Below are 21,323 nucleotides of genomic sequence, written 5' to 3'. Positions count from 1 at the left end.
TCCTGCTTCCTCTTGGTCAGGAACGGGACGACTACCAGGGCCCTGGCCCGGGGGACAGATCTACTGTGAGTTATCGGCTGCACAGGCTTCTATAAGGTCACTCCCGCGGCCAGGGCCTTGGCCTGCGAGCGCTGGTGGACAGGTCACGACAAGGTCCACGTGGGACAGATCTTGCTTGAGTCACCCCAGCCCCGCTGTCGGGCGGCTCCCGTCGAAACCCTCCCGACACCCACCATGGTGGACCAGTAGATCTTGCTACCAGAAGCAAGTTCGGCGCCGAACTTGCTTCTGGTAGCAAGATCACGGGGAGAGGACCCGGGCGGGGGGTGGGGATTCAGACGGGGGTGCCGGTGTCGTGGGCGGCGACCCAGGACATGACGTCGCGGGCCCGCATCGGCGGGGCCAGGTAGTGACCCTGGGCGGTGTGGCAGCCGGTCTCGCGGGCGGCCTCGGCCAGTTCCCGGGTCTGCACGCCTTCGGCGGTGGGGTGCATGCCGAGCGCCTTGACCAGGGCGATCGCCCCGCGCACGATGGTGCGGCCGTTGGGGGTGCCGTCGACCAGGCGGGCGGTGAAGGACTCGTGGATCTTCACCTCGTCCATCGGCAGTCCGGCCAGCTGGGCGAGGGTGAAGTGGCCGGTTCCGAAGTCGTCCAGAGACAGCCCCACGCCCAGGGAGCGCAGGCGTCTGAGCGCTGCCGTGGCCGCTTCGGGGTCGGCGATGAGGGTGCGTTCGCTGATCTCCAGAACCAGCTGGTCGGGCGGAACCCCGTGCTCGCGCAGGGCCGAGGCGATGCTCTCGGGTAGGTCGGGGTCCAGGAGCTCGCGCACGCCCAGGTTGACCGCGACGGGCAGGTGCAGCCCTTCCCTGCGCCACAGCGCGATCCGGGCCAGGGTGATGTCCAGAACCTGCCCGGTGAAGGCGCGGAACAGGTTGGAGTGCTCGATCACCGGCATGAACTCGTCCGGGGTGAGCAGGCCGCGCACCGGGTGCCGCCAGCGGGCCAGGGCCTCCAGGCCCACGGGACGGTCGTCGGCCAGGGTCACCTTGGGCTGGTAGTGCATCTCCAGGGCGCCCTCGGCCAGCCCTCGGCGCAGTTCGCTGTACATGCTGAGCCGGGCGGTGGAGTTGCGGTCCTTGCCGGGGTCGTAGCTCTCCACCCCGGTGCGGTCGGCCTTGGCGACGTACATGGCGACGTCGGCGCGCTGCATGAGGAGTTCGAAGCTCGGGGCGTCGTCCGGGTACAGCGCGATCCCGGTACTGACCTGCAGGTCGAAGTCCATACCGTCCAGCCGCACCGGTTCGGCCAGCGCGCCCTTGAGGCGCAGGGCCACCTCGCGGGCCGAGGCGTTGTCGCGCACCTTCGGCAGCAGGATCGCGAACTCGTCTCCGCCCAGGCGAGCCACCAGGTCGCCCGGGCGGACGCTGTGGGTGAGCCGGTGGGCGAGGGTCTGCAGGAGCCGATCGCCGGTCGGGTGGCCGAGGGTGTCGTTGACCTCCTTGAACCGGTCCAGGTCGAGCAGGAGCAGGCCGACCCGGTTGCCCCGTTGGCGGGCGTCCTCGATCTCCCGGCGGGCGCGGACGGTGAGGAGCTTGCGGTTGGCCAGGCCGGTGAGTTCATCGTGGTTGGCCTGGTGGTCGCGTTTCACCGACAGCAGGGCGCTGGTGTAGAGGGCGCCCAGAGGGAAGGCGAACAGCGGGACGTAGAGGACCGAGTGGGTCATCGCGAGCACGATGAGCGGGGACAGGCTGAGCAGGACCGCGTTCACGTACACCTGCTGGCCCAGGCCCTTGAACATGACCTGGTACAGGGAGGCGCGTTCGTGCATGGCCACCGCGCACAGCACCAGGACCCGGTTGACCAGGAACGAGGCGGCCCCGGCGAGGGCGACGGCGATGAGCTCTCCGCCGACGGGCACCCAGGGGGTGGTGACGATTTCGGGGAGTGTGAGGCGCAGGACCGCGTCGGCTACACCCAGGGAGAGGACGTACTGGGCCGCGTTGAAGGCGGTGCGGTGGGCTGCGTGGCCGCGGGCGGTTCCGGCGACGACGGTGGCCGCGCACTGGAGGAGGGCGGCGACGGGCAGCCCGTAGAAGATGACGAGCGCGAAGGTGAAGGGCAGTGAGGTGGGCGCGCCGCTGCCCGGCGCCTGGCCGGGCATGGCGATGGGTCTCAGCTCTCCGAGGATCACCATGCACAGCAGCACCCAGATCAGGGGTTCCTTGGCCAGGTCGACCAGCTGTTCGAGCCCGAGTTCGAGGCTGGAGACGCCGAGCAGGGCCGCACCCGCGACGGTGGCCGCCGCCATGTAGAGCCAGAGCGGCGTCCCGATCCGGGGACCGATGTCCCGCGTACCGATGGGGTCCTTCATCCATGACCTCGTGACTCAATGACCGATATCCGAATACAGCTGTGTCCGTATCCGGGGGGTAGTTGCACAGCTTACGGGCTTTCGTCACCAAGTGTCGCCCGACAAGGACTATCCGTTAACCATTTCGTCAGCTGTCCGGGCAGGGACCCCTCGGATCCCTGCCCGGCCCACGGGTACGCGCCCGCGTGCGAAAGGTGTGCGGCGGAGCCTACTCTGCCGTGTCCCCCTTCGTGGCTTCTTCTGCGGGGTTGATCCGAAGGCTGGCCGCCGCTTCCGGCCCGTCGGAGAGCAACACCCGGAAACCGGCCTCGTCGAGCACCGGAACGCCCAGCTTGACGGCCTTGTCGTACTTGGATCCGGGGGCGTCGCCGACCACCACGAAACCCGTCTTCTTGGAGACCGAGGCGGTGGCGCGGCCGCCGCACTCGGCGATGGCCTCCTTCGCGCCGTCCCGGGTGAAGCCCTCCAGGGAGCCGGTCACCACGACGGTGACGCCTTCCAGCACCCGCGAACCCGGCTCCTGACCCTCGTCCTCCATACGGACACCCGCGGCCGCCCACTTCCGGACGATCTCGGCGTGCCAGTCGACCGCGAACCACTCGTGGATGGAGCGGGCGATGGTCGGGCCGACTCCGTCCACGGACGCCAGCTCTTCCTCGGTCGCGTTGCGGATCGCGTCCATGGAGCGGAAGTGGCGGGCCAGGTCCTCGGCGGCGCGCGGGCCCACGTGCCGGATGGACAGGGAGACCAGCACCCGCCACAAGGGCTTCTTCTTGGCCTCCTCCAGCTGCTCGAACAGCTTCTCCACGGTCTTCTTCGGCTCGCCCTTCATGTTGGCGAAGAAGGAGACGACCTTGGGCTCACCGGTCTTGGGGTCGGTCTTGGGCTCGGTGGTGTCCGGGTCCAGGACGTGCGTGCGGATCGGCAGGAGCTGCTCGACGGTGAGGTCGAACAGGTCGCCCTCGTTGCTCAGCGGCGCCTCGGCCGGTTCCAGCGGCTGGGTGAGCGCGGTGGCGGCCACGTAGCCGAGCGCCTCGATGTCCAGGGCCTTGCGACCGGCGATGAAGGCGACCCGTTCGCGCAGCTGGCCCGGGCAGGAGCGGGCGTTGGGGCAGCGCAGGTCGACGTCGCCCTCCTTCTGCTGCCCGAGTTCGGTGCCGCACTCGGGGCACCGCTCGGGCATGACGAACTCCCGCTCGCTGCCGTCGCGGCGGTCCAGCACCGGGCCGACGATCTCGGGAATGACGTCGCCCGCCTTGCGCAGGACGATGGTGTCGCCGATGCGCACACCCTTGCGGGCGACCTCCTGGGCGTTGTGCAGGGTGGCGAACTCGACCTCGGACCCGGCCACCACGACCGGTTCCATCACGCCGTAGGGGGTGACCCGGCCGGTGCGGCCCACGCCCACCTTGATGTCGACCAGCGTGGTGGTGACCTCCTCAGGCGGGTACTTGTACGCGATCGCCCACCGGGGCGCGCGGCTGGTGGAGCCCAGCCGCCGCTGAAGGGCGAAGTCGTCCACCTTGATGACGATGCCGTCGATCTCGTAGGCGGGGTCGTGGCGGTGCGCCTGGTAGTGGGCGACGTACTCGCGGACCTCGTCCATGGTGGCCACGGCCCTGTACCGGTCGCTGAGCGGCAGCCCCCACTCGCCGAGCAGAGTGTAGGCCTGCGACTGGCTGGTGAAAGCAACGTTCTCGCCGCCCTCGACGGCAGGCGTGTACGCGCCGACGCCGTGCACGATCATCGACAGCGGCCGGGTGGCGGTGACCCTCGGATCCTTCTGCCGCAGCGAACCGGCGGCGGCGTTGCGAGGGTTGGCGAACGGCGCGTGGCTGCCGTCGGCGGTGATGCGCTGGTTGAGCTTCTCGAAGTCCTCGACCGGCAGGAAGACCTCACCGCGCACCTCAAGCAGCTCGGGGGCGGGGCGCACGCTCTCGTCGAGCTGCTCGGGGACCACGCCGATGGTGCGGACGTTGAGCGTGATGTCCTCACCGACCCGGCCGTCGCCCCTGGTCGCGGCCCGGATCAGGCGGCCGCGCTCGTAGACCAGGTCCACCGCGAGGCCGTCGATCTTGAGCTCGCACAGGTAGGCGCCGACAGGCACCTCGGCGGAGGCGCGGTCGGCCCAGGCGTTGAGTTCGTCGGTGTTGAAGGCGTTGCCCAGGCTCTCCATCCGCACGAGGTGCTCGACCTCGGCGAAGTCGACGCTGATCGGCGCGCCGACCTTCTGCGTGGGCGAGTCCTGGGTGATGAGGATCGGGTACTTGTCCTCGATGTCGCGCAGCTCCTGCATGAGCTGGTCGTACTCGGCGTCGGAGACGATCGGGTTGCCCAGGTAGTACCGGTAGCTGTGGTCATCCAGCTCACGACACAACTCGGCGTGGCGGGCGCGTACCTCGTCGGGGACGGTGGTGTTGTCGGGCGCGCTCACGGCCTGCCTTTCCTTGTTGTTCTCGCGGGGGCCTGATCGGGGGGATCCGGGGACGGGGGCCTACTGGTGTCGGGGGTTGCTACGGAACGGCGTTCGGATCACTTGCGGGGTTCGTCCCGCAGGACCCGGGCGCCGTCCCTGGCGGCCTTGAGCGCTGCTCTGGCGTGCCGGGGTGAGGCCCCTGCCAGCCCGCAGGTGGGGGTGGTGACCACCGCGCGGGAGAGCAGGTCAGGGCTGAATCCCAGCCGGTTCCACAACTCTCGAACAGGGTCGACGATAGTCGCCGGGTCCGACATTCCGCGGTCCGCGGCAGGCCGCCTGGAGGGACCGGAGTCCGGGCCGGGGGCGGTTGCGGGCGGGTCCGTGGCGGGGACGGTGCCGAGCAGGAGGCCGATCCCGTCCTCCACGGCGGTGCCGACCATCTCGTCGTGGGTCCGCTCCAGCAGCAGCGCGTTCACGCTCAGGGCCTGGGCCCCGCTGCGGCGCAGGAGGTCGATCGGGACCCCGGCGGCGCAGCAGTGCGCGGCGGGCACGGCGCCGGTCTCGGCGACGGCGGCGAAGAGCGTGCGCAGGACCGCCTCGACCTGGATCCGGTCCACGGCGGACACGCGGCCTAGGCCGCTGGCGGTGGGCAGGGAGCCGAGCAGGACCGACGGCAGGGAGGGTTCGTCGATCTGAACGATGAGCTGGGCCCCGGGCACCCGCCCGCGCACGTCGGCGATGTGCGCGAGGGTGCCCTCCAGGTGGGATTCGGCGAGGTCGCGGTGGGCCCCGGGGTCCGAGACCAGCCGCTGGCCGTTGCGGAGCTCGATCGACGCGGCCAGGGTCCAGGGTCCGGCGAGCTGGATCTTGAGCGGCCCCTCGTAGGCGTGCAGGTGTTCGGTGAGGGCGTCGAGGTCGTAGGAGAGGAAGCTCCCGGAGCGGGCGAGGTCTCGGCCGGGGGTGTCCACGACTCGCCAGCCGGTGGGCTGGACTTCGACGGGGAGGTCCACGAGGAGGCCCGCGGCACGCCCGATCATGTCGGCGCCCGCTCCCCGCGCGGGGAGTTCGGGCAGGTGCGGCAGGTCGGGGAGCTCGCCGACGATGGTCCGCATGGCTTCGTCGGGTTCCTCACCCGGCCAGGAACCGACACCGGTGGCGGACGCGGCGGACCAGGGATAGTGCTGCTGTTGACTCACGTTGCCCAAGGTTAGAGCAACCCGCGCGGGGCTTTCGGGAGCCCGAGCCCCGGGGGAGGTCAGGACCCCGGCCCGGGGCCGTTCGAAGGCGCGGTCAGGGCGCCGTTAGAGCGCGGTCAGGGCGTGCACAGGATGAGGCCGTCGGGGCCGGTCTCCAGTGTGCAGAAGGTGAGGTTGTCGATGACCTCGGCGGCGCCGAGCCCTTCCAGGTCGGTGCGGCTGTGGGAGGTGGCCACGGCCAGGACGGCGGCCCCGGAGGCCAGGCCGGCCTGCACCCCGGCGGGGGCGTCCTCGACGACCAGGCAGCGGGCGGGGTCCACGCCGAGCGCGGCGGCGGCCTTCAGGTAGCCCTGGGGGTCGGGCTTGCCCGCGGTGACGTCGTCGGCGGTGACGAGCACGTCGGGCACGGGGAGCTTCGCGGCCTCCAGGCGGGTGCGCATGAGGCGGCGCCCGCCCGAGGTGACGGCGGCCCAGCGCGCGGCGGGCAGCGCGGAGAGGAGTTCGGCGGTGGCGGGCAGGGCAGCCACGCCGTCGAGGTCGGCGAGTTCGAGTTCCTCGAGTTCGGCGGCGGCCTCGTCGATCTGGTCCTCGGGCAGGAACATCGCGATGGTGTCCTCGGAGCGCCTGCCGTGCGAGACCGCCAGGATCTCCTCGGGGTCGATGCCGTGGGCCTCGCCCCACTGGCGCCAGGTCCGCTCCACGGCACCGGTGGAGTCCACGAGTGTGCCGTCGATGTCGAAGAGAACGGCGTCAACAGAAATGCGCATGCACCCCAACCTAGAGGCCCGGGCGCCGGGGTACGTGCGTTCGGGGCACTCGTGTTCCGGGTCCGGTGTTGCGGAGTGCGAGGGCCTGGGACCGGAACTCGGCGCGAAACCTTGGGACGGGGCCTCAGGGCGCGGAGGCGGTCTCCGGTTCGGCGGCGGTTTCCTCGGCCCTGCGGGAGCGGCTGGCCAGGCGCGAGCGCACCACCAGGGCGGTAACGGCCGCAACGGCGATCACGATCACGCCCACCGCGGTCCACGGCGACCGGAGGAAGAGTTCCAGCCAGGTGCCGACCAGCCCGGCAATCACGGTGCCCCACAGGCCCGCCCAGGCCAGGCCGCCGACGAACACCGCGGCGAAGTACCGGGGGAAGCGCATCTTCACGGCACCGGCGGAGAAGTTGATCGCCGTCTGCATGCCCACGGTGAAGAAGCTGAGGGTGACCACGGGCGCGCCGTAGCGGTCGATGCGCTGCTTGGCGGCGTCGAGTTTGGGGCCGAGCCGCTCGCCCATACGGCTGCGGGTGACCCCGGCGCCCAGGCCGCGGCCGATCCAGTAGGTGGCGGGGGCGCGGAGCAGGATCACCACGAGCAGGGTGCAGTAGATCACCCAGAAGGGCTGACCCTCGAGAAACGCGAACTGCGGCATGGACCGGACCCCTTACACCTTGACCCCACAACTTTGCATTGCCTTACCTAACTTCGGCAAGGGGCATGGGCGAGAAAGTGCGTGTTGTGTGTCCTACTGTGACCGTTTTATCGCTGCGCCAGTGGCCACGGTCACGCCGAAGCCGCCTCCGCCGCCTCGGCCTGTGCCTTCTCCGAGCGCGCGGTGGACCGGATCGTCGCCGACCCCAGCACCGTGTCGCCGTCGTAGACCACCACGGCCTGCCCCGCGGCCACGCCCTTGGCGGGCTCGGCCAGCCGGACCACCAGCTCCGGGCCGTCCTCGGCCTCGCGCTGCACGACCGTGGCCGGATACACCTCGCCGTGCGCCCGCAGCTGGACGTGGCAGTCGGTGGGCTCGGCCAGCGGCTCGCTGCCGCTCCAGATCGGCTTGGTCCCCACGATCTCGTCCACCCGCAGCGCCTCGCGCGGGCCGACCGTCACCGTGTTGTTCACCGGCTCGATGGAGAGCACGTAGCGCGGGTTCGGGGCGCCGCCCAGACCCAGGCCCTTGCGCTGGCCGATCGTGAACCCGTGGGAGCCCTTGTGGGTGCCCACCACGTTGCCGTCCTGGTCCTGGATCGGCCCGGGCTTCTCGCCGAGCCGACGGTTCAGGAACCCGGCGGTGTCACCGTCGGCGATGAAGCAGATGTCGTGGCTGTCCGGCTTGTCGGCCACCGAGAGCCCGCGGCGCTCGGCCTCGGCGCGCACCTCATCCTTGGTGCAGTCACCGAGCGGGAACATCGCGTGGTCGAGCTGCTCGGCGTTGAGCACGCCCAGCACGTACGACTGGTCCTTGCCCTCGTCGACGCTGCGGACCAGGCGGCCGTCGATCTTGCGGACGTGGTGCCCGGTGGCCACGGCGTCGAAGCCCAGCGCGACGGCGCGGTCCAGCACCGCCTCGAACTTGATCTTCTCGTTGCAGCGCAGGCACGGGTTGGGGGTGTTGCCCGCCTCGTACTCGGCGACGAAGTCCTGGACCACCTCGCGGTCGAACTCCTCCGACATGTCCCACACGTAGAAGGGGATGCCGATGACGTCCGCGGCGCGGCGGGCGTCGTGGGAGTCCTCGACGGTGCAGCAGCCCCGCGCACCGGTTCGGTAGGACTGTGGGTTCTTGGAGAGGGCCAGGTGAACGCCGGTGACGTCGTACCCCGCCTCGGCCACACGGGCCGCGGCTACCGCGGAATCGACCCCGCCGGACATGGCGGCCAGTACACGCAAAGTCATAACACCCTCCAGCCTATGCGCCCCGGGGAGGGCGGGGCCACGTGTTTGCCGGGCCGGGGATGTGCTTTGGGACGCTCCTTGGCCGGACCGAGGGTGAGTTTCGGAGCGCTCCTTCGCCCACCCGGAGGTGTACTTCGGGACTTTCCCCACCGGGCCGGGGCGAGGGTGGTCGTCCACTTCTGCGAAAATCGACGGTATGGCTCTGTTCCGTCGTCGCCGATCCGCCGACTCCTCTGACTCCACCGAATCCACGGCCGCCGTCTCCGCCTTCTGGGACGCCTGGCCCGCCGTGCGCTCGGCCCTGGCCGAGTCCGTCGAGTCCGACGCCCCCGCCTCCGCCGAGGTGTCCGATCAGGTCTCGGCTCTGGTCAAGGCGATCCACCCGGACCTGGACTGGGAGGTGGGCCGCGCGCCCCAGCCCCAGGGTGGTCTGGAGGACCTCGACCTGTCGCCCGACGTCGACCCGGCCAAGCTCCTGGAGCAGCTCGCGGCCCTGGACGACCCCTCCAAGATCACCGGCTCTCCCTCCTACGCGCTGACCCTGCGCCCGGGCGCCTCCGAGGAGGCGCGCATCCAGTCCGAGCGCTGGTCGCGTTCGGCGCCCGAGGACACCGAGTGGCGGTTCCTCCCGGTGCGCCCCGCCGACCACGAGCAGCTCGGCAGCACGGTGCGCTGGGACGACCACGAACTGGACCTGTCCCACGTGTCCGTGTCCATGCGCGTCAACCAGGGCACCGGCAAGATCGAGGTGGGCGTCTACCACCCGGACAACATGTTCCTGTCCGGCGAGACCCGCCAGGCGGTGGCCGAGCACGTCACGCTGCTGTCACTGGGCGAGGACGAGTACGTGCGCTGGATCGGGAAGGTGGCGTCGCTGGACGAGCGTCCGCTGGACCCGCTTCCGCCGACCTCCATGCCGGCCGTGGCCAAGCAGATGGGCGACCTGCTCGGCGGGACCGACGGCTGGGTGACGCTGCACGGCAAGCTCCCGCTGCAGGGCCCGGTCGAGATCCTGCTGCGCCACCCGGTGACCCGCCGCGACTTCCCCGCGCTGGCGCTGTTCGTACAGGTCCTCGTGCCGTACTCGGACGCGGACTCTGACCGCCTCCCCCAGGAGAACTCGGTGGTGGCGCTGGCCGACCTGGAGGCCCGCCTCTCGGGCATCCTCGGTGAGAACGGCGCGCTGTTCATGCAGCAGACCGTGGCCGGGCAGCGGATGTACATCTACTACCTGGACCCGGACTCCGGCGTGCTGCCCGAGTTCGAGAACGAGCTGATGGGCTGGCCCGAGGGCAAGGTGCAGCTGCGCACCCAGCTGGACCCGAAGTGGAAGCAGTTCGGACTGGCCCGCCGCCCCTACCTCCGCCAGATCGGGCGCTAGCCGGATCAGACCCCAGCCGGGTCAGGCCCCAGCCAAGTCAGACCCCAGCCGGGTCAGGCGCCGGACGCGAAGCTGACCGGACGCGTAACCGGCCAGAAGAGATGCTGGCCCGATACTGGTCTGGTACTGGCCCGGACATGGCCAGACCGGCCCGGGCCGGGGCCTGAACAGGGCTTGCACCAGGGTTTGGTCAAGCACAAATCCCTGTTTGCACATCTGGCGCCCAAACAACAACAGGCGTAACGTGTCGTCCCCGCTCAGGAGGATGATTCGGGTCTGATGGACGGCGTGCTGACGCGAACGCCCACGGGCCGGCCTCGGGCCGCCGCGGTCGGTGCGATCCTCATCCTGTGCCTGGTGGCCGCCCCGTTGATATCGCTGTTCCCCGTCGCCCTGTGGGAAGTGACCCAGGGGCTGGTCCTGGACGGCCTCGGGCTGGAGGCCATGCTGATCGCGCCGGTGGCGGTCGGCGGCATGCTCCTGATGTTCCTCGCGAGCGCCTCCTGGCTGCGTTGGGCCAGGGTGACCCATCCGGCCTCGTGCGCCGCGCTGGTGACCGGGACGGCGCTGGCCACACCCGTGGTGATGGGTTTCCTGGCGCCCGCCCTGCGGCCCTTCCCCGGTGGCCTGTATGTGAACAGCGCGGTGGTGAGCGCACTCGCGGCGACGGTCGCGATGGGCGTGTGCGTGCTGTTCAGCAGGCGGGCGGGGCGGCGCCAGCCGGGGGTCCTGCCGGGGGTGGCAGTGGCCGCGGCCGCGCTGCTGGTGCTCCCACTGGCCTCCGAGCACATGCGCGACCGGTCCACCGAACAGCGCTCGCTCGCCCAGATCCAGGATTTCGGCTATCCGATCGCGGTTCTGGACCACCCGTCGTGGGTTCCGGTCCGGGTCCACGAGGTGCACGGCGGCCTGCGGATCACCTACACCTCCGGCCAGGACCTGGACGACCCGGACGGCACCGGAGACCCCGGCACGTCGGGCCCCGGCGCCGCCCCGGCCACCGGCGACGACATTCTCCCCGCACTCCCCGCGCCCGTCACGGCCGGTGCCGCGGGCCCGGGGGTCGGCTCGGAGAACCCCGAGGAGGTCCGGCCGGGGACCCTGCACGTACTGAGCTGGACCCCGGAGCGGATGGCGGAGGGCATCCGCAGCGGCTGCGACTTCCCCGGGGTGGAGTGCTCGGAGGCGGATTCCTTCGTGGTCGTGCACCGGGGTATGGGCGGTCAGGCCGGAGCCCGGTTGAGCGAGGTCCGCGCCCAGCTCGGGGACGACATCATCGCGAGTGTGCACCCTGTCGGTGCGATCTCCCCGGACCTGCTGTTCGCGGTGGCCCAGACCCTGCGCGTCGAGCGCCCCGGCGAACGCGGCCTCCTGGCCGAGAGCATCCTGCACAGCTGAGGCCCCGGGGCACCCATGCGCCGCGCGGCACCGGCCACTACCCTGGTCCGGCACGGTTCCCGAACGCGGACAGGATCCGATGACACCCCCCGGCACCCCGGCAAGCCCCTCCGAGTCGAGAGCGGGCGGGCCGTCCCCTGCCCCGGCCTCGCCCGGCGGTACTGCCTCTGACGGCGCCGTCCCCGTCGGCGCCGCCTCCTGTTACGCGCGGGCCAATGCCGGGCCCGAGGCCCACCGCTGGCAGACCTTCCCGGACACCCCCGTGGTCCTGGCCCTGGCCCGGACCTTCACCTCGGCCGTCCGGGTCCTGGAGGCGCTCGCGGTCTTCCGTGGCGACACCCGCGTCCGGGTCCTGTTCGCCTTCGACGGTACCTCCGCCTTCAACGCCGGAACCGAAACCCTGTTGGAGGGGGTCGAGGCGGGGCTCATCCCCTGGTCGGACCGGCTCGCCGTGGGCCCCGACCTGGTCGTGACCGCCACCGAGAACGCCGACATGGCTGCCTTCGACTGTCCGGTGGTGGTGCTGCCGCACGGCATCGGCTTCCAGAAGTACGTTCCCGACCACCGCACCCGGCAGGTACGGCTCTCCGGGGTGCCCCGACCGGAGTTCCACGACGCCGACAACATCCATCTGGTCCTGTCGCACCCGGCCCAGCGCGAACAGCTGCGCGCCGCCCGCATCCCGCTCGCCGAACACGCCCAGGTCGTCGGCGACCCCGCGCACGACCGGCTGGTCTCGGGGCTGCGGCTGCGCGACCACTACCGCTCCCGGCTCGGGGTGCGCCCGGACCAGCGCCTGGTGGTGACCACCTCCACTTGGGGCCCCGGCGGTCTGCTCGGCAGTCGCCCCCGACTGCCCGGAGCCCTGCTCGGCGCGCTCCCCCACGACGACTACCGGGTCGCGGCCGTGGTGCATCCGAACGTGTGGTTCGCCCACAGCCCGTGGCAGGTGCGGCACATGCTCGCCGACGCCCTGGACGCCGGACTACTGCTGATGCCCCCGGAGGCGGGCTGGGGCGCGGCCCTGGTGTCAGCGGACTGCGTGATCGGGGACCACGGCAGCGTGACGCTGTACGGGGCGGCTCTGGACCACCCGATGCTGCTGGGCGCGCTCGGCGAGGAGTCGGTACCGGGCACGGCCGTGTCCGAGCTGGTCAGAACCGCGCCCTGGCTGGCGCAGGAGGGGCTGCGCGCCCAGGTGGAACAGGCCATCGACACCCATGTGCCGGGCCAGCACCGTGAGGCCGCCGACCTCGCCTTCGCCCACAAGGGCCGCGGCGGGCAGCGGCTCACCGAACTGCTCTACCGACTGCTGGGCGTGGCGCCGCCGGAGGACGCGGGGCACGACGGGACCCAGCGTGCCCTGCCCCAGCCGGAACCGGACCCGTCGAGCGGCACCCCCCGCGCCTTCGAGGTCCACGGATGGGCGGAGGGGGTGAAAGAGGTGGTCATCGAACGCTTCCCGGCCGCCGCCCGCGAGGTTCCGGACCCGCCGCCGGGGGCCGTCCGCCACCTGTCCGTCTTCGAGTCGGAGAAGCGGCACGCCCTGGCCAACTCAGCCTCTGTGGTATGCCGCGAACCGGACCGGGATCCGGGATCCGCCGGTTGGTTGGAGCGTGCCCTGGAACTGCACGTGGGTGCTTTCGCCAGCGCGGAACCCGTCCCCGAGGGCACCGCGGTGCTCCTGCGGGACGGCCGGCGCTTCCTGGTCCGGAGCGAGGCAGGGGCGGACCCGGTCCTGGCCGCGGCCGTGCTCTACACCGCGGTACGCGCACGGCTCCCGCTCAGGGCGCGTGGCGAGATCTTGAAGGTACGAACCGGCTCGGCCCGTTGGGAGTGCGTGATCGAGTCCCGCGCGGCCGGGTAGGTCGGCTGAGTCCTCAGCCCTGGAGAGTTCAGTCCTTGAGGCGGTCGGCGAACTCGCGGGCTCGGGGGCTGCCAAGATCCCGGAAGTGCCGTTCCGCCGCCTCCAGGTGGGCACGCACCTCGTTCTGGGCGCCCAGCGCCTCGTAGTGGTCGGCGAGGAGCTCGTGCGCCTCGGCTTTGTAGTAGTACCAGCGGCCCTTTTCCAGCTCCTTGATCGCCTGCTTGAGGGTCGCCGCCACCTCCTTGTCCCGGCCGGCCGCCGCGTACGCACTGCCCAGCCAGACCCGGCCCCGCGCCCTCATGCGCTTGTCCGGTTCGGGGAGGGCGGCGAACTGTTCGAGAGCGTCCTCGATATCGGCCACAGCGGCACCGGCCTGCCCCGCCACCAGCTTGGCGTGGCCACGGAAGAGCACTCCCAGCGCCTCACCGCGCACGGAGGCGGGGTCGTCGCTGGCCCGGTTCTCCGCCACACAGCGGTCGAAGGCGGCCACCGCGGCCTCGGGGTCGGCCATCTCCAGGTAGCGCCCCTGGAACTCCCACACCGACGCGCGCAGGAGCGAGTGTTCCAGGTCCGCTGCCAGTTCCACGGCCCGGGCGAGCCGCTCACCCGCCTCGTCACGGCGGCCCAGATCGATCAGCGGCCGGGACGCCATGGAGTTGAGCCGGGCCTCCGCCGCCGCATCCCCCGCCAGGCGAGCGGAGTCCGCGCCAACCGTGGCCGTGGTGGCCCAGTCGTGAACGAGGCGCTGGTCCAGGTAGAGGGCGGTGGCCAGCTCGGCGAACCGGTGCGCGTGGGTGTGCAGCCCTCGGTCGGCGCTGTCCAGGACCACCGCGAGCAGGGTGGCGCGTTCGCCCAGCAGCCAGTTCCTGGCGTGGTCGGTGTCGCCCCTGAAGGGGTCTTCGGCCCCGGCCAGGAGCTCGGCCAGGTCCACGGTCCGGAGCCGTTCCCCTCGGGCCGCGAGCTCCGCGAACCCGAGCCGGACCAGGTAGGCGTCCAGCAGGTCTTCCAGACGTCGGCGGCGCTCCTGCGGGGAGTCCTCAGCCACCGCCCGGTCCCGGGCGTGCGTGCGGATGAGGTCGTGCCGGAAGCGCAGCGCCGAGATCCCGGCCTCCTCCACCACATTGGCCGTGAGCAGCTCGCTCAGGGCTTCCTCGTCCCCGATCCCCGGCAGCAGGGCGCGGTCGAGGACCGGCGCGGGCCAGTCGCCCAGCGCCCGGTAGAGGGCGGCGGCTTCGGGGGAGAGTGCCTGGTAGGCCGTCTGGAAGATCACTTCGAGGTTCCTCCTGGGGTCGCCGATCGCGCGCAGTGTGGAACGTGTGTGCCGGATCTCTGCCACCAGGTCGGCGGCGGTGCCCGGGCCGGTCCGGCAGAGGCGCCCACCCACCAGGGCGATCGCCAGCGGCAGCCCGGCGCAGGTTTCCAGGAGCTGGTCGACGGCGCCGGGAGCTTCCCCGGAGAGGTCGTCTGAGGCGCGACTGGCCAGGAGGGCGCGGGCGGGTTCGGGCTCCAGCGGTGTCAGGGGCCGGGACTGGGCGCCGGTCGAGTCCTCCTGGAGCTCCCCGAGGTCGGGACCGTCGCCGGAGACCAGCACCAAACTGCCCTCCCCGCCCGGGACCAGCGCTCTGACCTGGGCCGGTTCCCACGCACCTTCGATCACCACGAGGAGCCTCTGCTCCTGGGTGCGGGTCAGGTACTCCTTGGCACGCAGGAAGGGGTCGTTCGGGATGGCGTCCTTGTCCATGCCGAGTGTGCGCAGGAACCCGGTGATGGCCTGGTCGTGGTGGTCGTAGTGGCCACGGCGGTACTCGAAGCTGAGCTGACCGCCGGTGAAGTACTCCCGCTGGGCCTCGGCCACCTTGCGGATCAGCGTGGTCTTGCCGATACCGCGCGGTCCCTCGCAGACGACCACGCGCGGCGAGGCCGCCGAGTTCAGGGAACCGTTGATCCAGTCCAGGTAGGACTCGCGGTTGACGAAGTCGTGCGGCGGCGAGTTCACCTGCATCGGGCGCGGGGTCAGGGGTGGTGACGGGGGCTGCTGGCCCACGGTGACGTGGACGCCACCGTTGTTGACGTGGACGCCCCCGTGGATGTCGTCCCCCTGGACCGAGGTCCCGCTGACGTCCCCTCCGACGGAGTTGTGCGCCTTGTCGTGCGCCTCGTGCGGACTGGGGCTGTCGGCGTTCATACCTCTCCTGCGGGGGTCGGGGGAGCGGGTTCGGAAAGTCCCGGTCACCCTATCGATCGGTGTTGGGAACGGCGGACCCGGCGGTGGCCGCTTCCGGACAGGCGCAGGTCACCCGCACCGGCCTCACCGGTCACCGGGACAGGTCGCGTTGGTCACCGGGCTGAGCCCGGGCGGTCATCCCTCGGGGTCGCACTGGCCGCCCGGCTGGGTCGGGACAGTCGTCCCACCCAGCCGGGGCGGTCAGCCCGCCAGGCCGGATGGCCGGTTCGCCGGGCCGGGGTCAGTCGAGTGGACCAGGTGGTCAGCGCGCGAGGCCGGGGGCGGACCAGCCGAGAGAGCTCGTCGGCGAGTTTCGGGTATTCGGACAGGAGCACGCCGCGGCTCCAACGCTCCAGCAGGTGCACGGTGCGTTCGATGTCGAGGTAGAAGTGAACGCCGCGCTCGTAGTCGCCCTGTTCGGGTGCGCCGACCTCAGCGGTGGCGGCGAGCTGCTGGTAGAGGATGCGGACCCGGCGCGCGCCGCCGCGCAGGCGTTCCTGCTCGTGCGCTCGGAGGAAGTGCCCCCCTGAAGCCCTGGATCCCCTCCCCCGCGTCGGTGCCCATACCGTCCCCTCCCGGGTCGGTCCCGGCCGCCGCACCCGTGGTAGTCGAACCTTCCTATCCGAGCCAGCCGGTGCGTTACCAGTGGACGGGGGCCTGTTGGGGTGGCCGGGTGCGGACATTCCACCGACCTGCACAATCGTGCTTGTCTCGCTACTCTCAGCTACCCTTCTCGCGGCCTTTGTTCCGCTCTTTCCCGCCCCCTCGCATCCCCTGGGAGCCGCCCCGTGTGGCAGGTGCTGTTCTACGTCAACCCGACCACTGTCACCGCAGCCCTGGGGTTGTGCCTGCTGGCTGCGCTTGCCTTCGCCTGGTGGCGCCGCCCGGACCCACAGCGGTTCCAAGGTGCGATGCGCAAACTCCTGGCGGTGTCCGCGGCCGTGTACCTGGCGGTCCTGCTCGCCCCGATCGGCGAATCCGAGTTCTCCCAGAGCAGCAGCCGGATAGTGGCCTGGGACCCGATGCTGTCCTTCCGAGACGCCCCGGGCATCGGCCAGCCGGTCGGCCTGGAGAGGGAGTTCGGCCAGACCCTGGAGGACGGCCGCGTGGTGGTCTACGCACCCGACGGCGTGCCCGCCGAGAAACGTTCGGGAGATGACCTCTACGTCCAGGACGGCCCGGACGGCACCCTGGTGGTCACCGACGCGGAGGGAGGGACCCCGCCCCAGGAGGCCGCCGCCGTCGCCAAGAGGATCACCACGGAGCACTTGGATTGGCAGGCGGACTACGCCGCCCAGATCGAAGCCGAGGGCCTGTGGGGCACCACCGGCGGCCTCGCGTTCCAGGAGCGGGTTCTGAACACCCTGCTGTTCGTCCCGATCGGCGTGGTGGCCTTCTTCGCCTTCAGCTCGTGGACGGCCCGGCTCCTGTTCGGCCCGGCCCTGTCCCTGACCGTGGAGGCCTCGCAGTGGGCGCTGCCCTGGGGCCGCATGGCCGACATGGGCGACCTGATGGTCAACAGCATCGGTTCGGTGATCGGGACACTCATGGCGGTGCTTTCGGTGGGGGCGGTCTCGGCGATCCGCCCAGCCACCGAGTACGAGGAGAACAAAGAGGGAGAAGAGGACGACCAGCTCAGTCCCACGCGAGGATAAGGAAGGGGAGAAGGAGAAAGGCAGCGGGCTGCCCAGCTCGGCGGGGACCGGGTCGAGTGTCGCGGCCGGTCACGCGTGCCATCGGACGCCCGGCGGCGAGGATGGGGTTCAGCGCTGTGGTGTTGGCTCTGGGGAAGCCAAGGCGTCCGTAACCTGCGCTTGGGGGATGTCCGCTGCTCCCGAAACCCCCTCATCCCCGATGATCTTGCTACCAGTAGCAAGTTCGGCGCCGAACTTGCTACTGGTAGCAAGATCATCTCCGAAGAAGGGGCCGAAACCGGGCTCGGGGGCTGGCGGGGCGCGGTTGTGGTTCGCGGGAAGGCGTGACCGGCCGCGACACGGCCAGGCGTTGCGCACAGGCCTGGGTAAGGCCCGAAGACAAGGCCTGGAAGCAAGGCCAGGAAGCGAGCCTCAGAAGCGAGCCCCGGGGGCGAGGCCCAGAGGGAAGACCCAGGGCAAATCGATACCGGGCGCGAACCCGGCTACGAACCCGACCACAAACCTGGCTGCACAGTCGTGATTCACCTCCCCACCCACCGACCACCCACTGACCTGGGATAGCACAAACGATGGGGTTGACTCCCCTCTGTGATGGGAACTGGATCGACCGAAACCCCTTTGCAGCCGGGGTTCCCGACTCGCGATCGGGGCATACGACACGTACGAGCACCGGTGGGCGCGCGACTCCCCTCAGACCCCGGGAAGGGTGTGGCTGTTGAGCTCTGGCCACGAACACCGCAATGGAACGGCCGCAGGCGAGGACCGCTTCGGCACCCCCCACGGCCGACGGCCCGACCACCCGGGTCCGGCGAGCGGCCCCTCCTCCCCTGGGGACGACTTCCACACCAGCCGAAACCCGGTGAACTGGCCCATCAGAGTAGGCCTCATCCCCGAACCCGCCGCGCATCAGCGGCAGCGTGCGCTCTCCGGTGCCCTCGACGAGGCGCTCAACGCGTTCGGCCACCCCGCCGCGCACCAGGTGCTCTCCGGGGAGAGCGGGGTCGGCAAGACCCAGCTCGCCGCCCACCACGCCCGCTTCCTGCGCGCGCACCCCGTCCCGAACCAGCGGCCCGAAGTCCTGCTGTGGGCGGACGCCGCCACCCGGGAGGGGGTCGTCTTCGCCTACGCCCAGGCGGCCCGGCAGCTCTTCGCGCGGGTCCCCGGCGACCCCGAGCTCGCCGCCGGGCAGTTCCTGGCCTGGTTGCACGACCCGGTGGACGCCGAGGGCCGCCGCTGGCTGGTCGTGTGGGACGACCTCACCGACCCGGCCGAGGTCGAGGACCTGTGGCCGCCCGCGGGCCGCGAACGCGGTCGGATGATCGTCACCACCCGCCACCCCGGCCACCGCTCCGGTCACGACCGCGCCCCCGACCGTGAGTCCGGACGCGACCCCGGACGTGAATCCACGCGCGACCCCGCCCGCGAGCTCAGCCGCGCGCTCGACCTCAACGCCCGGCGGCTGGTCACCGTCCAGGAGTTCTCCCCCGCCGAAGCCGACGGTTACCTGCGGGCCTCGTTCCTGGAAGCGGGAATCGAGTACACCGACGACGAACTACGCTCCCTCGCCACCGCCCTCGGTCATCTCCCCCTCGCCCTCGCCCAGGCCACCGCGTACGTGGCGGACCTCCAGCTCTCCCCCGCCGCCTACCTGGAGCTGTTCCACCGGCGCTCGGCCGCGCTGGCCGACTCCTTCCCCCGCTGGGCCACCCGCTCCCCGGTCGCCGTCACCTGGGAACTGGCCGTGGAGCGCGCCGACGCCCACCACCCCGAAGGCGTGGCCCGCCCCCTGATGGGGCTGATCGCCCTCCTGGACTCCGCAGCCACCCCCGAGCAGGTCCTCGTCTCCCGCCCCATCCGGAACTACCTGGGGCGCCGCACCTTTCCCGCGCGCACCCTGGCCCGGCACGAGGTCCGGCTGGCGCTGGCCTCACTGGAGCGGCTCGCGCTCGTCTCACGGGACACCCCGCTGGTGATCGGCGCCCACCACCTCACCCAGCGCGCCGCGCTCGAACACACGCGTACCCGGCCCACCCGGGAGGCGGTCCGCTCCATCGCGGACGGGCTGGTGCACGTGTGGCCGGATACCGCCCAGGACTCGGCTCTGGGGCGCAGACTGCGTTCGAACACCGCCGTGCTGCGCGAGCGCACCGACGGCCGGGTCCGGGTGTGGAGCTGGTTGTGGGAGGAGGGCATTCACCCGGTGCTGTTCCGTGCCGGTCGCGGTCTGGACTCCTCCCGCCAGATGGAGTGGGCGGTCACGTACTGGGAGGTGCTGGCCGAGGCGGTCGCGCATGCCCTGGACCCCGACCACACCGGCCGCCCGCACCACCCCCGCCACCCTCAGCACCCGCATGGTTTCGGCCGCTTCGAGCGTCCCGGGCAGCCTGAGGCTCCGGTGGGCCCCGGCCCCGACCACCTGGCGTACTGGTCCGGCGCGACCGCGGACCTGGCCCAGGCGCAGCGTTCGTTCGAGGACCTCTACGAACGCCAGCTGCGTGTGCTCGGCCCCGACCACCTGGACACCCTGCGTACCCGGCACGGCCTGGCCTACCTGCGTTCCCGGGCGGGCGACACGACCGGCGCGATCGTCCGCTACCGGAATCTGCTGGCGGACCTGGAGCGGGTGGTGGGCCCGGACCGGGTGGAGACCCTGAGCACCCGGGGCAACCTGGCGGTCTGCCGGGCCGAGTCGGGAGATCTGACCGCGGCGGTGCTGTCCTCCCAGGAGCTCCTCGAGGACCAGCGCGAACACCTGGGCCCGGACCACCCGAACACCCTCAACACCCTGCACAACCTCGCCCACTGGCGCGGCGTCGCCGGGGACTCCGAGGGTGCGGTGACCGAACTCCGCGAGCTGGTCACCATCCAGGAGGAGGTGCTGGGGCCCGACCACCCGAGCACTCTGACCAGTCGGCACAACCTGGCCTACTGGCAGGCCCGCGCCCACGACACCACAGGGGCCGCGCACGCTCTGGAGGCCCTGGTGGAGGACCGCCGCCGGGTCCAGGGCCCCGAGCACCCGGACACCCTCGCCAGCCTGCGCCAGCTGGAACGCCTGCGCCGCGAGTGCCGGGCCCGCTCCCAGTCCGACCCCAGCGGTCGGCCGTGCGACGACAGCGGCGCACGGGAGAGCCAGGCGGGCACCAACGGCGGCAACGGCGGTGCGCACGAGGTGGACCCCAACGACGAACCCACCGGACCCCAGGCCCTCAACCAGTCCTGGAGCTGAGCACGCGGAAGGCCGTGACAGACGACAGGGGGGACCTGCCGGGTGCCTGTCACGGCCTTCACCTGTGCGGAGCGGTCACGGGCCGGGGCGACCGGGACCGATGTCGGGATCAGGGGCCGGGGCCACCGGGACCGGGGCAACCGAGGCCTGTATCAGTCGTGTAGGGGAGAACCCGCGACGTCGAACTTCTCGCTGCTGATCCGACCGGTCATCAGCGGCCGTGCCTCGGCGATCGCGGCGCGCACGCTGTCCAGTTCCAGGGCCGCGCGGTGCGCCTGCGCCGACTCCCACAGCTCGGCGACGAACACCGTGTCCGGCCGCTCCTCGCTGGTACCCACCTCGTACAGCAGGCATCCGGTCTCGTCCAGCTGGGGATTGCGGCGGCTCAGGATCGCCACGACCTCGTCCCGTCGGCCCGGCTGCGTTTCCAGGGTCACCACGTTCGCGAACGTCATGCCCGGCAGACTACCGGCCGTCCTCTCGGCGTCCCGGGCCCTACATGCCGTGCTGGGCTCTGAGCTGGGCGGCCAGTCTCGGGTAGTCCTCGAGGATCTGGTCCTGCTCGTCCGTGGGCAGCTGGGAGACGGTTTTCTCCACCTCGCCGTGGTAGCGCCACAGTCTGTCGAACTCCTGCCACTCCGCGGATCCGCGTTCCGCGCGGTGCCGCAGGGCCTGGTAGATCCGCCGCACGTTGGCCACGCACCCGTCGAGTCGATCGCGGCGCTGGACTCTGGCGACGTGCTCCTGGTACTTGCGCTCCCGGTCCCGCTGCCTGGCGGTCCGGCCATCGCCTTCGGGGCCAAGGTCCATAAGTGTCCGTTCTCTCCAAATCCTGGGGGCGGTCGAACGACCCGTTGCCCGGGTGTCCGCCACTGTCGTTCCTATACCGCTTTCTGCTCGCGGGACAGAGGAAATCAGAGATCGAA

General features: G+C 71.3%; 15 protein-coding genes. 5 read left to right on the top strand and 10 right to left on the bottom strand.

Annotated features, from left to right (window positions below; genetic code table 11):
• Positions 1-334: 334 nt before the first annotated feature.
• The 6 genes from D457_RS0110675 to mnmA all read right to left on the bottom strand — a co-directional run bounded on the left by D457_RS0110675 (position 335) and on the right by mnmA (position 8,643).
• On the bottom strand, positions 335-2,371 hold the full coding sequence (locus tag D457_RS0110675; protein WP_017580655.1) for a putative bifunctional diguanylate cyclase/phosphodiesterase: 2,037 nt from the start codon (positions 2,369-2,371) through the stop codon (positions 335-337).
• Between the two features lie 208 nt (positions 2,372-2,579).
• Positions 2,580-4,805, bottom strand: a complete 2,226-nt coding sequence (gene ligA, locus D457_RS0110670; RefSeq protein WP_017580654.1) for an NAD-dependent DNA ligase LigA — start codon at positions 4,803-4,805, stop codon at positions 2,580-2,582.
• 98 nt (positions 4,806-4,903) lie between these two features.
• Entirely contained in the window at positions 4,904-5,992 is a 1,089-nt protein-coding gene (locus D457_RS0110665) for a methionine synthase (protein ID WP_017580653.1), read from the bottom strand.
• Positions 5,993-6,099: 107 nt separating this feature from the next.
• Positions 6,100-6,750 (bottom strand): HAD family hydrolase, encoded by a 651-nt coding sequence (locus D457_RS0110660; RefSeq protein WP_017580652.1) that lies wholly within the window; start codon positions 6,748-6,750, stop codon positions 6,100-6,102.
• Positions 6,751-6,874: 124 nt separating this feature from the next.
• On the bottom strand, positions 6,875-7,396 hold the full coding sequence (locus tag D457_RS0110655) for a DedA family protein (protein WP_017580651.1): 522 nt from the start codon (positions 7,394-7,396) through the stop codon (positions 6,875-6,877).
• A 131-nt stretch (positions 7,397-7,527) separates the two neighbouring features.
• Complete coding sequence (gene mnmA, locus D457_RS0110650) at positions 7,528-8,643, bottom strand: tRNA 2-thiouridine(34) synthase MnmA (protein WP_017580650.1); 1,116 nt, start codon at positions 8,641-8,643, stop codon at positions 7,528-7,530.
• A gap of 196 nt (positions 8,644-8,839) precedes the next feature.
• On the opposite strand from mnmA, the gene D457_RS0110645 reads away from it, so the two are divergent.
• From D457_RS0110645 to D457_RS0110635, 3 genes are all read left to right on the top strand, one after another.
• Complete coding sequence (locus D457_RS0110645; protein ID WP_017580649.1) at positions 8,840-10,024, top strand: DUF695 domain-containing protein; 1,185 nt, start codon at positions 8,840-8,842, stop codon at positions 10,022-10,024.
• 279 nt (positions 10,025-10,303) lie between these two features.
• Positions 10,304-11,422: a hypothetical protein gene (locus tag D457_RS34070; protein ID WP_017580648.1), complete on the top strand. Its 1,119-nt coding sequence runs from the start codon at positions 10,304-10,306 to the stop codon at positions 11,420-11,422.
• Between the two features lie 79 nt (positions 11,423-11,501).
• Positions 11,502-13,289 (top strand): hypothetical protein, encoded by a 1,788-nt coding sequence (locus tag D457_RS0110635; protein ID WP_239646061.1) that lies wholly within the window; start codon positions 11,502-11,504, stop codon positions 13,287-13,289.
• Positions 13,290-13,317: 28 nt separating this feature from the next.
• Here the strand turns inward: D457_RS0110635 and D457_RS0110630 are convergent, their stop codons facing one another.
• Together D457_RS0110630 and D457_RS36150 are read right to left on the bottom strand one after the other, a co-directional pair.
• Positions 13,318-15,474 carry an NB-ARC domain-containing protein gene (locus tag D457_RS0110630; RefSeq protein WP_017580646.1) on the bottom strand — a complete coding sequence of 719 codons (2,157 nt, stop codon included), beginning with the start codon at positions 15,472-15,474 and terminating at the stop codon, positions 13,318-13,320.
• 152 nt (positions 15,475-15,626) lie between these two features.
• The gene (locus D457_RS36150) at positions 15,627-16,112 is read right to left on the bottom strand and encodes a hypothetical protein (RefSeq protein WP_160167397.1); all 486 of its coding nucleotides are present in this window, start codon (positions 16,110-16,112) and stop codon (positions 15,627-15,629) included.
• Positions 16,113-16,301: 189 nt separating this feature from the next.
• On the opposite strand from D457_RS36150, the gene D457_RS34065 reads away from it, so the two are divergent.
• Together D457_RS34065 and D457_RS37475 are read left to right on the top strand one after the other, a co-directional pair.
• The gene (locus tag D457_RS34065; RefSeq protein WP_051072911.1) at positions 16,302-17,168 is read left to right on the top strand and encodes a VanZ family protein; all 867 of its coding nucleotides are present in this window, start codon (positions 16,302-16,304) and stop codon (positions 17,166-17,168) included.
• A gap of 715 nt (positions 17,169-17,883) precedes the next feature.
• Positions 17,884-20,397 carry a tetratricopeptide repeat protein gene (locus tag D457_RS37475; RefSeq protein ID WP_152514209.1) on the top strand — a complete coding sequence of 838 codons (2,514 nt, stop codon included), beginning with the start codon at positions 17,884-17,886 and terminating at the stop codon, positions 20,395-20,397.
• 152 nt (positions 20,398-20,549) lie between these two features.
• Here D457_RS37475 and D457_RS0110610 read toward each other — a convergent pair whose 3' ends face one another.
• Together D457_RS0110610 and D457_RS0110605 are read right to left on the bottom strand one after the other, a co-directional pair.
• Positions 20,550-20,852: a putative quinol monooxygenase gene (locus tag D457_RS0110610; protein ID WP_017580644.1), complete on the bottom strand. Its 303-nt coding sequence runs from the start codon at positions 20,850-20,852 to the stop codon at positions 20,550-20,552.
• Between the two features lie 40 nt (positions 20,853-20,892).
• Positions 20,893-21,207, bottom strand: coding sequence for a hypothetical protein (locus D457_RS0110605; RefSeq protein WP_017580643.1), 315 nt, complete (start codon positions 21,205-21,207; stop codon positions 20,893-20,895).
• Positions 21,208-21,323 lie beyond the last annotated feature (116 nt).

Origin of the sequence: Nocardiopsis valliformis DSM 45023, from assembly GCF_000340985.1 — a bacterium.
Classification (GTDB): domain Bacteria; phylum Actinomycetota; class Actinomycetes; order Streptosporangiales; family Streptosporangiaceae; genus Nocardiopsis; species Nocardiopsis exhalans.
The sequence above is the reverse complement of the archived record's forward strand: the minus strand, read 5'-3'. Positions and strand labels throughout refer to the sequence as shown.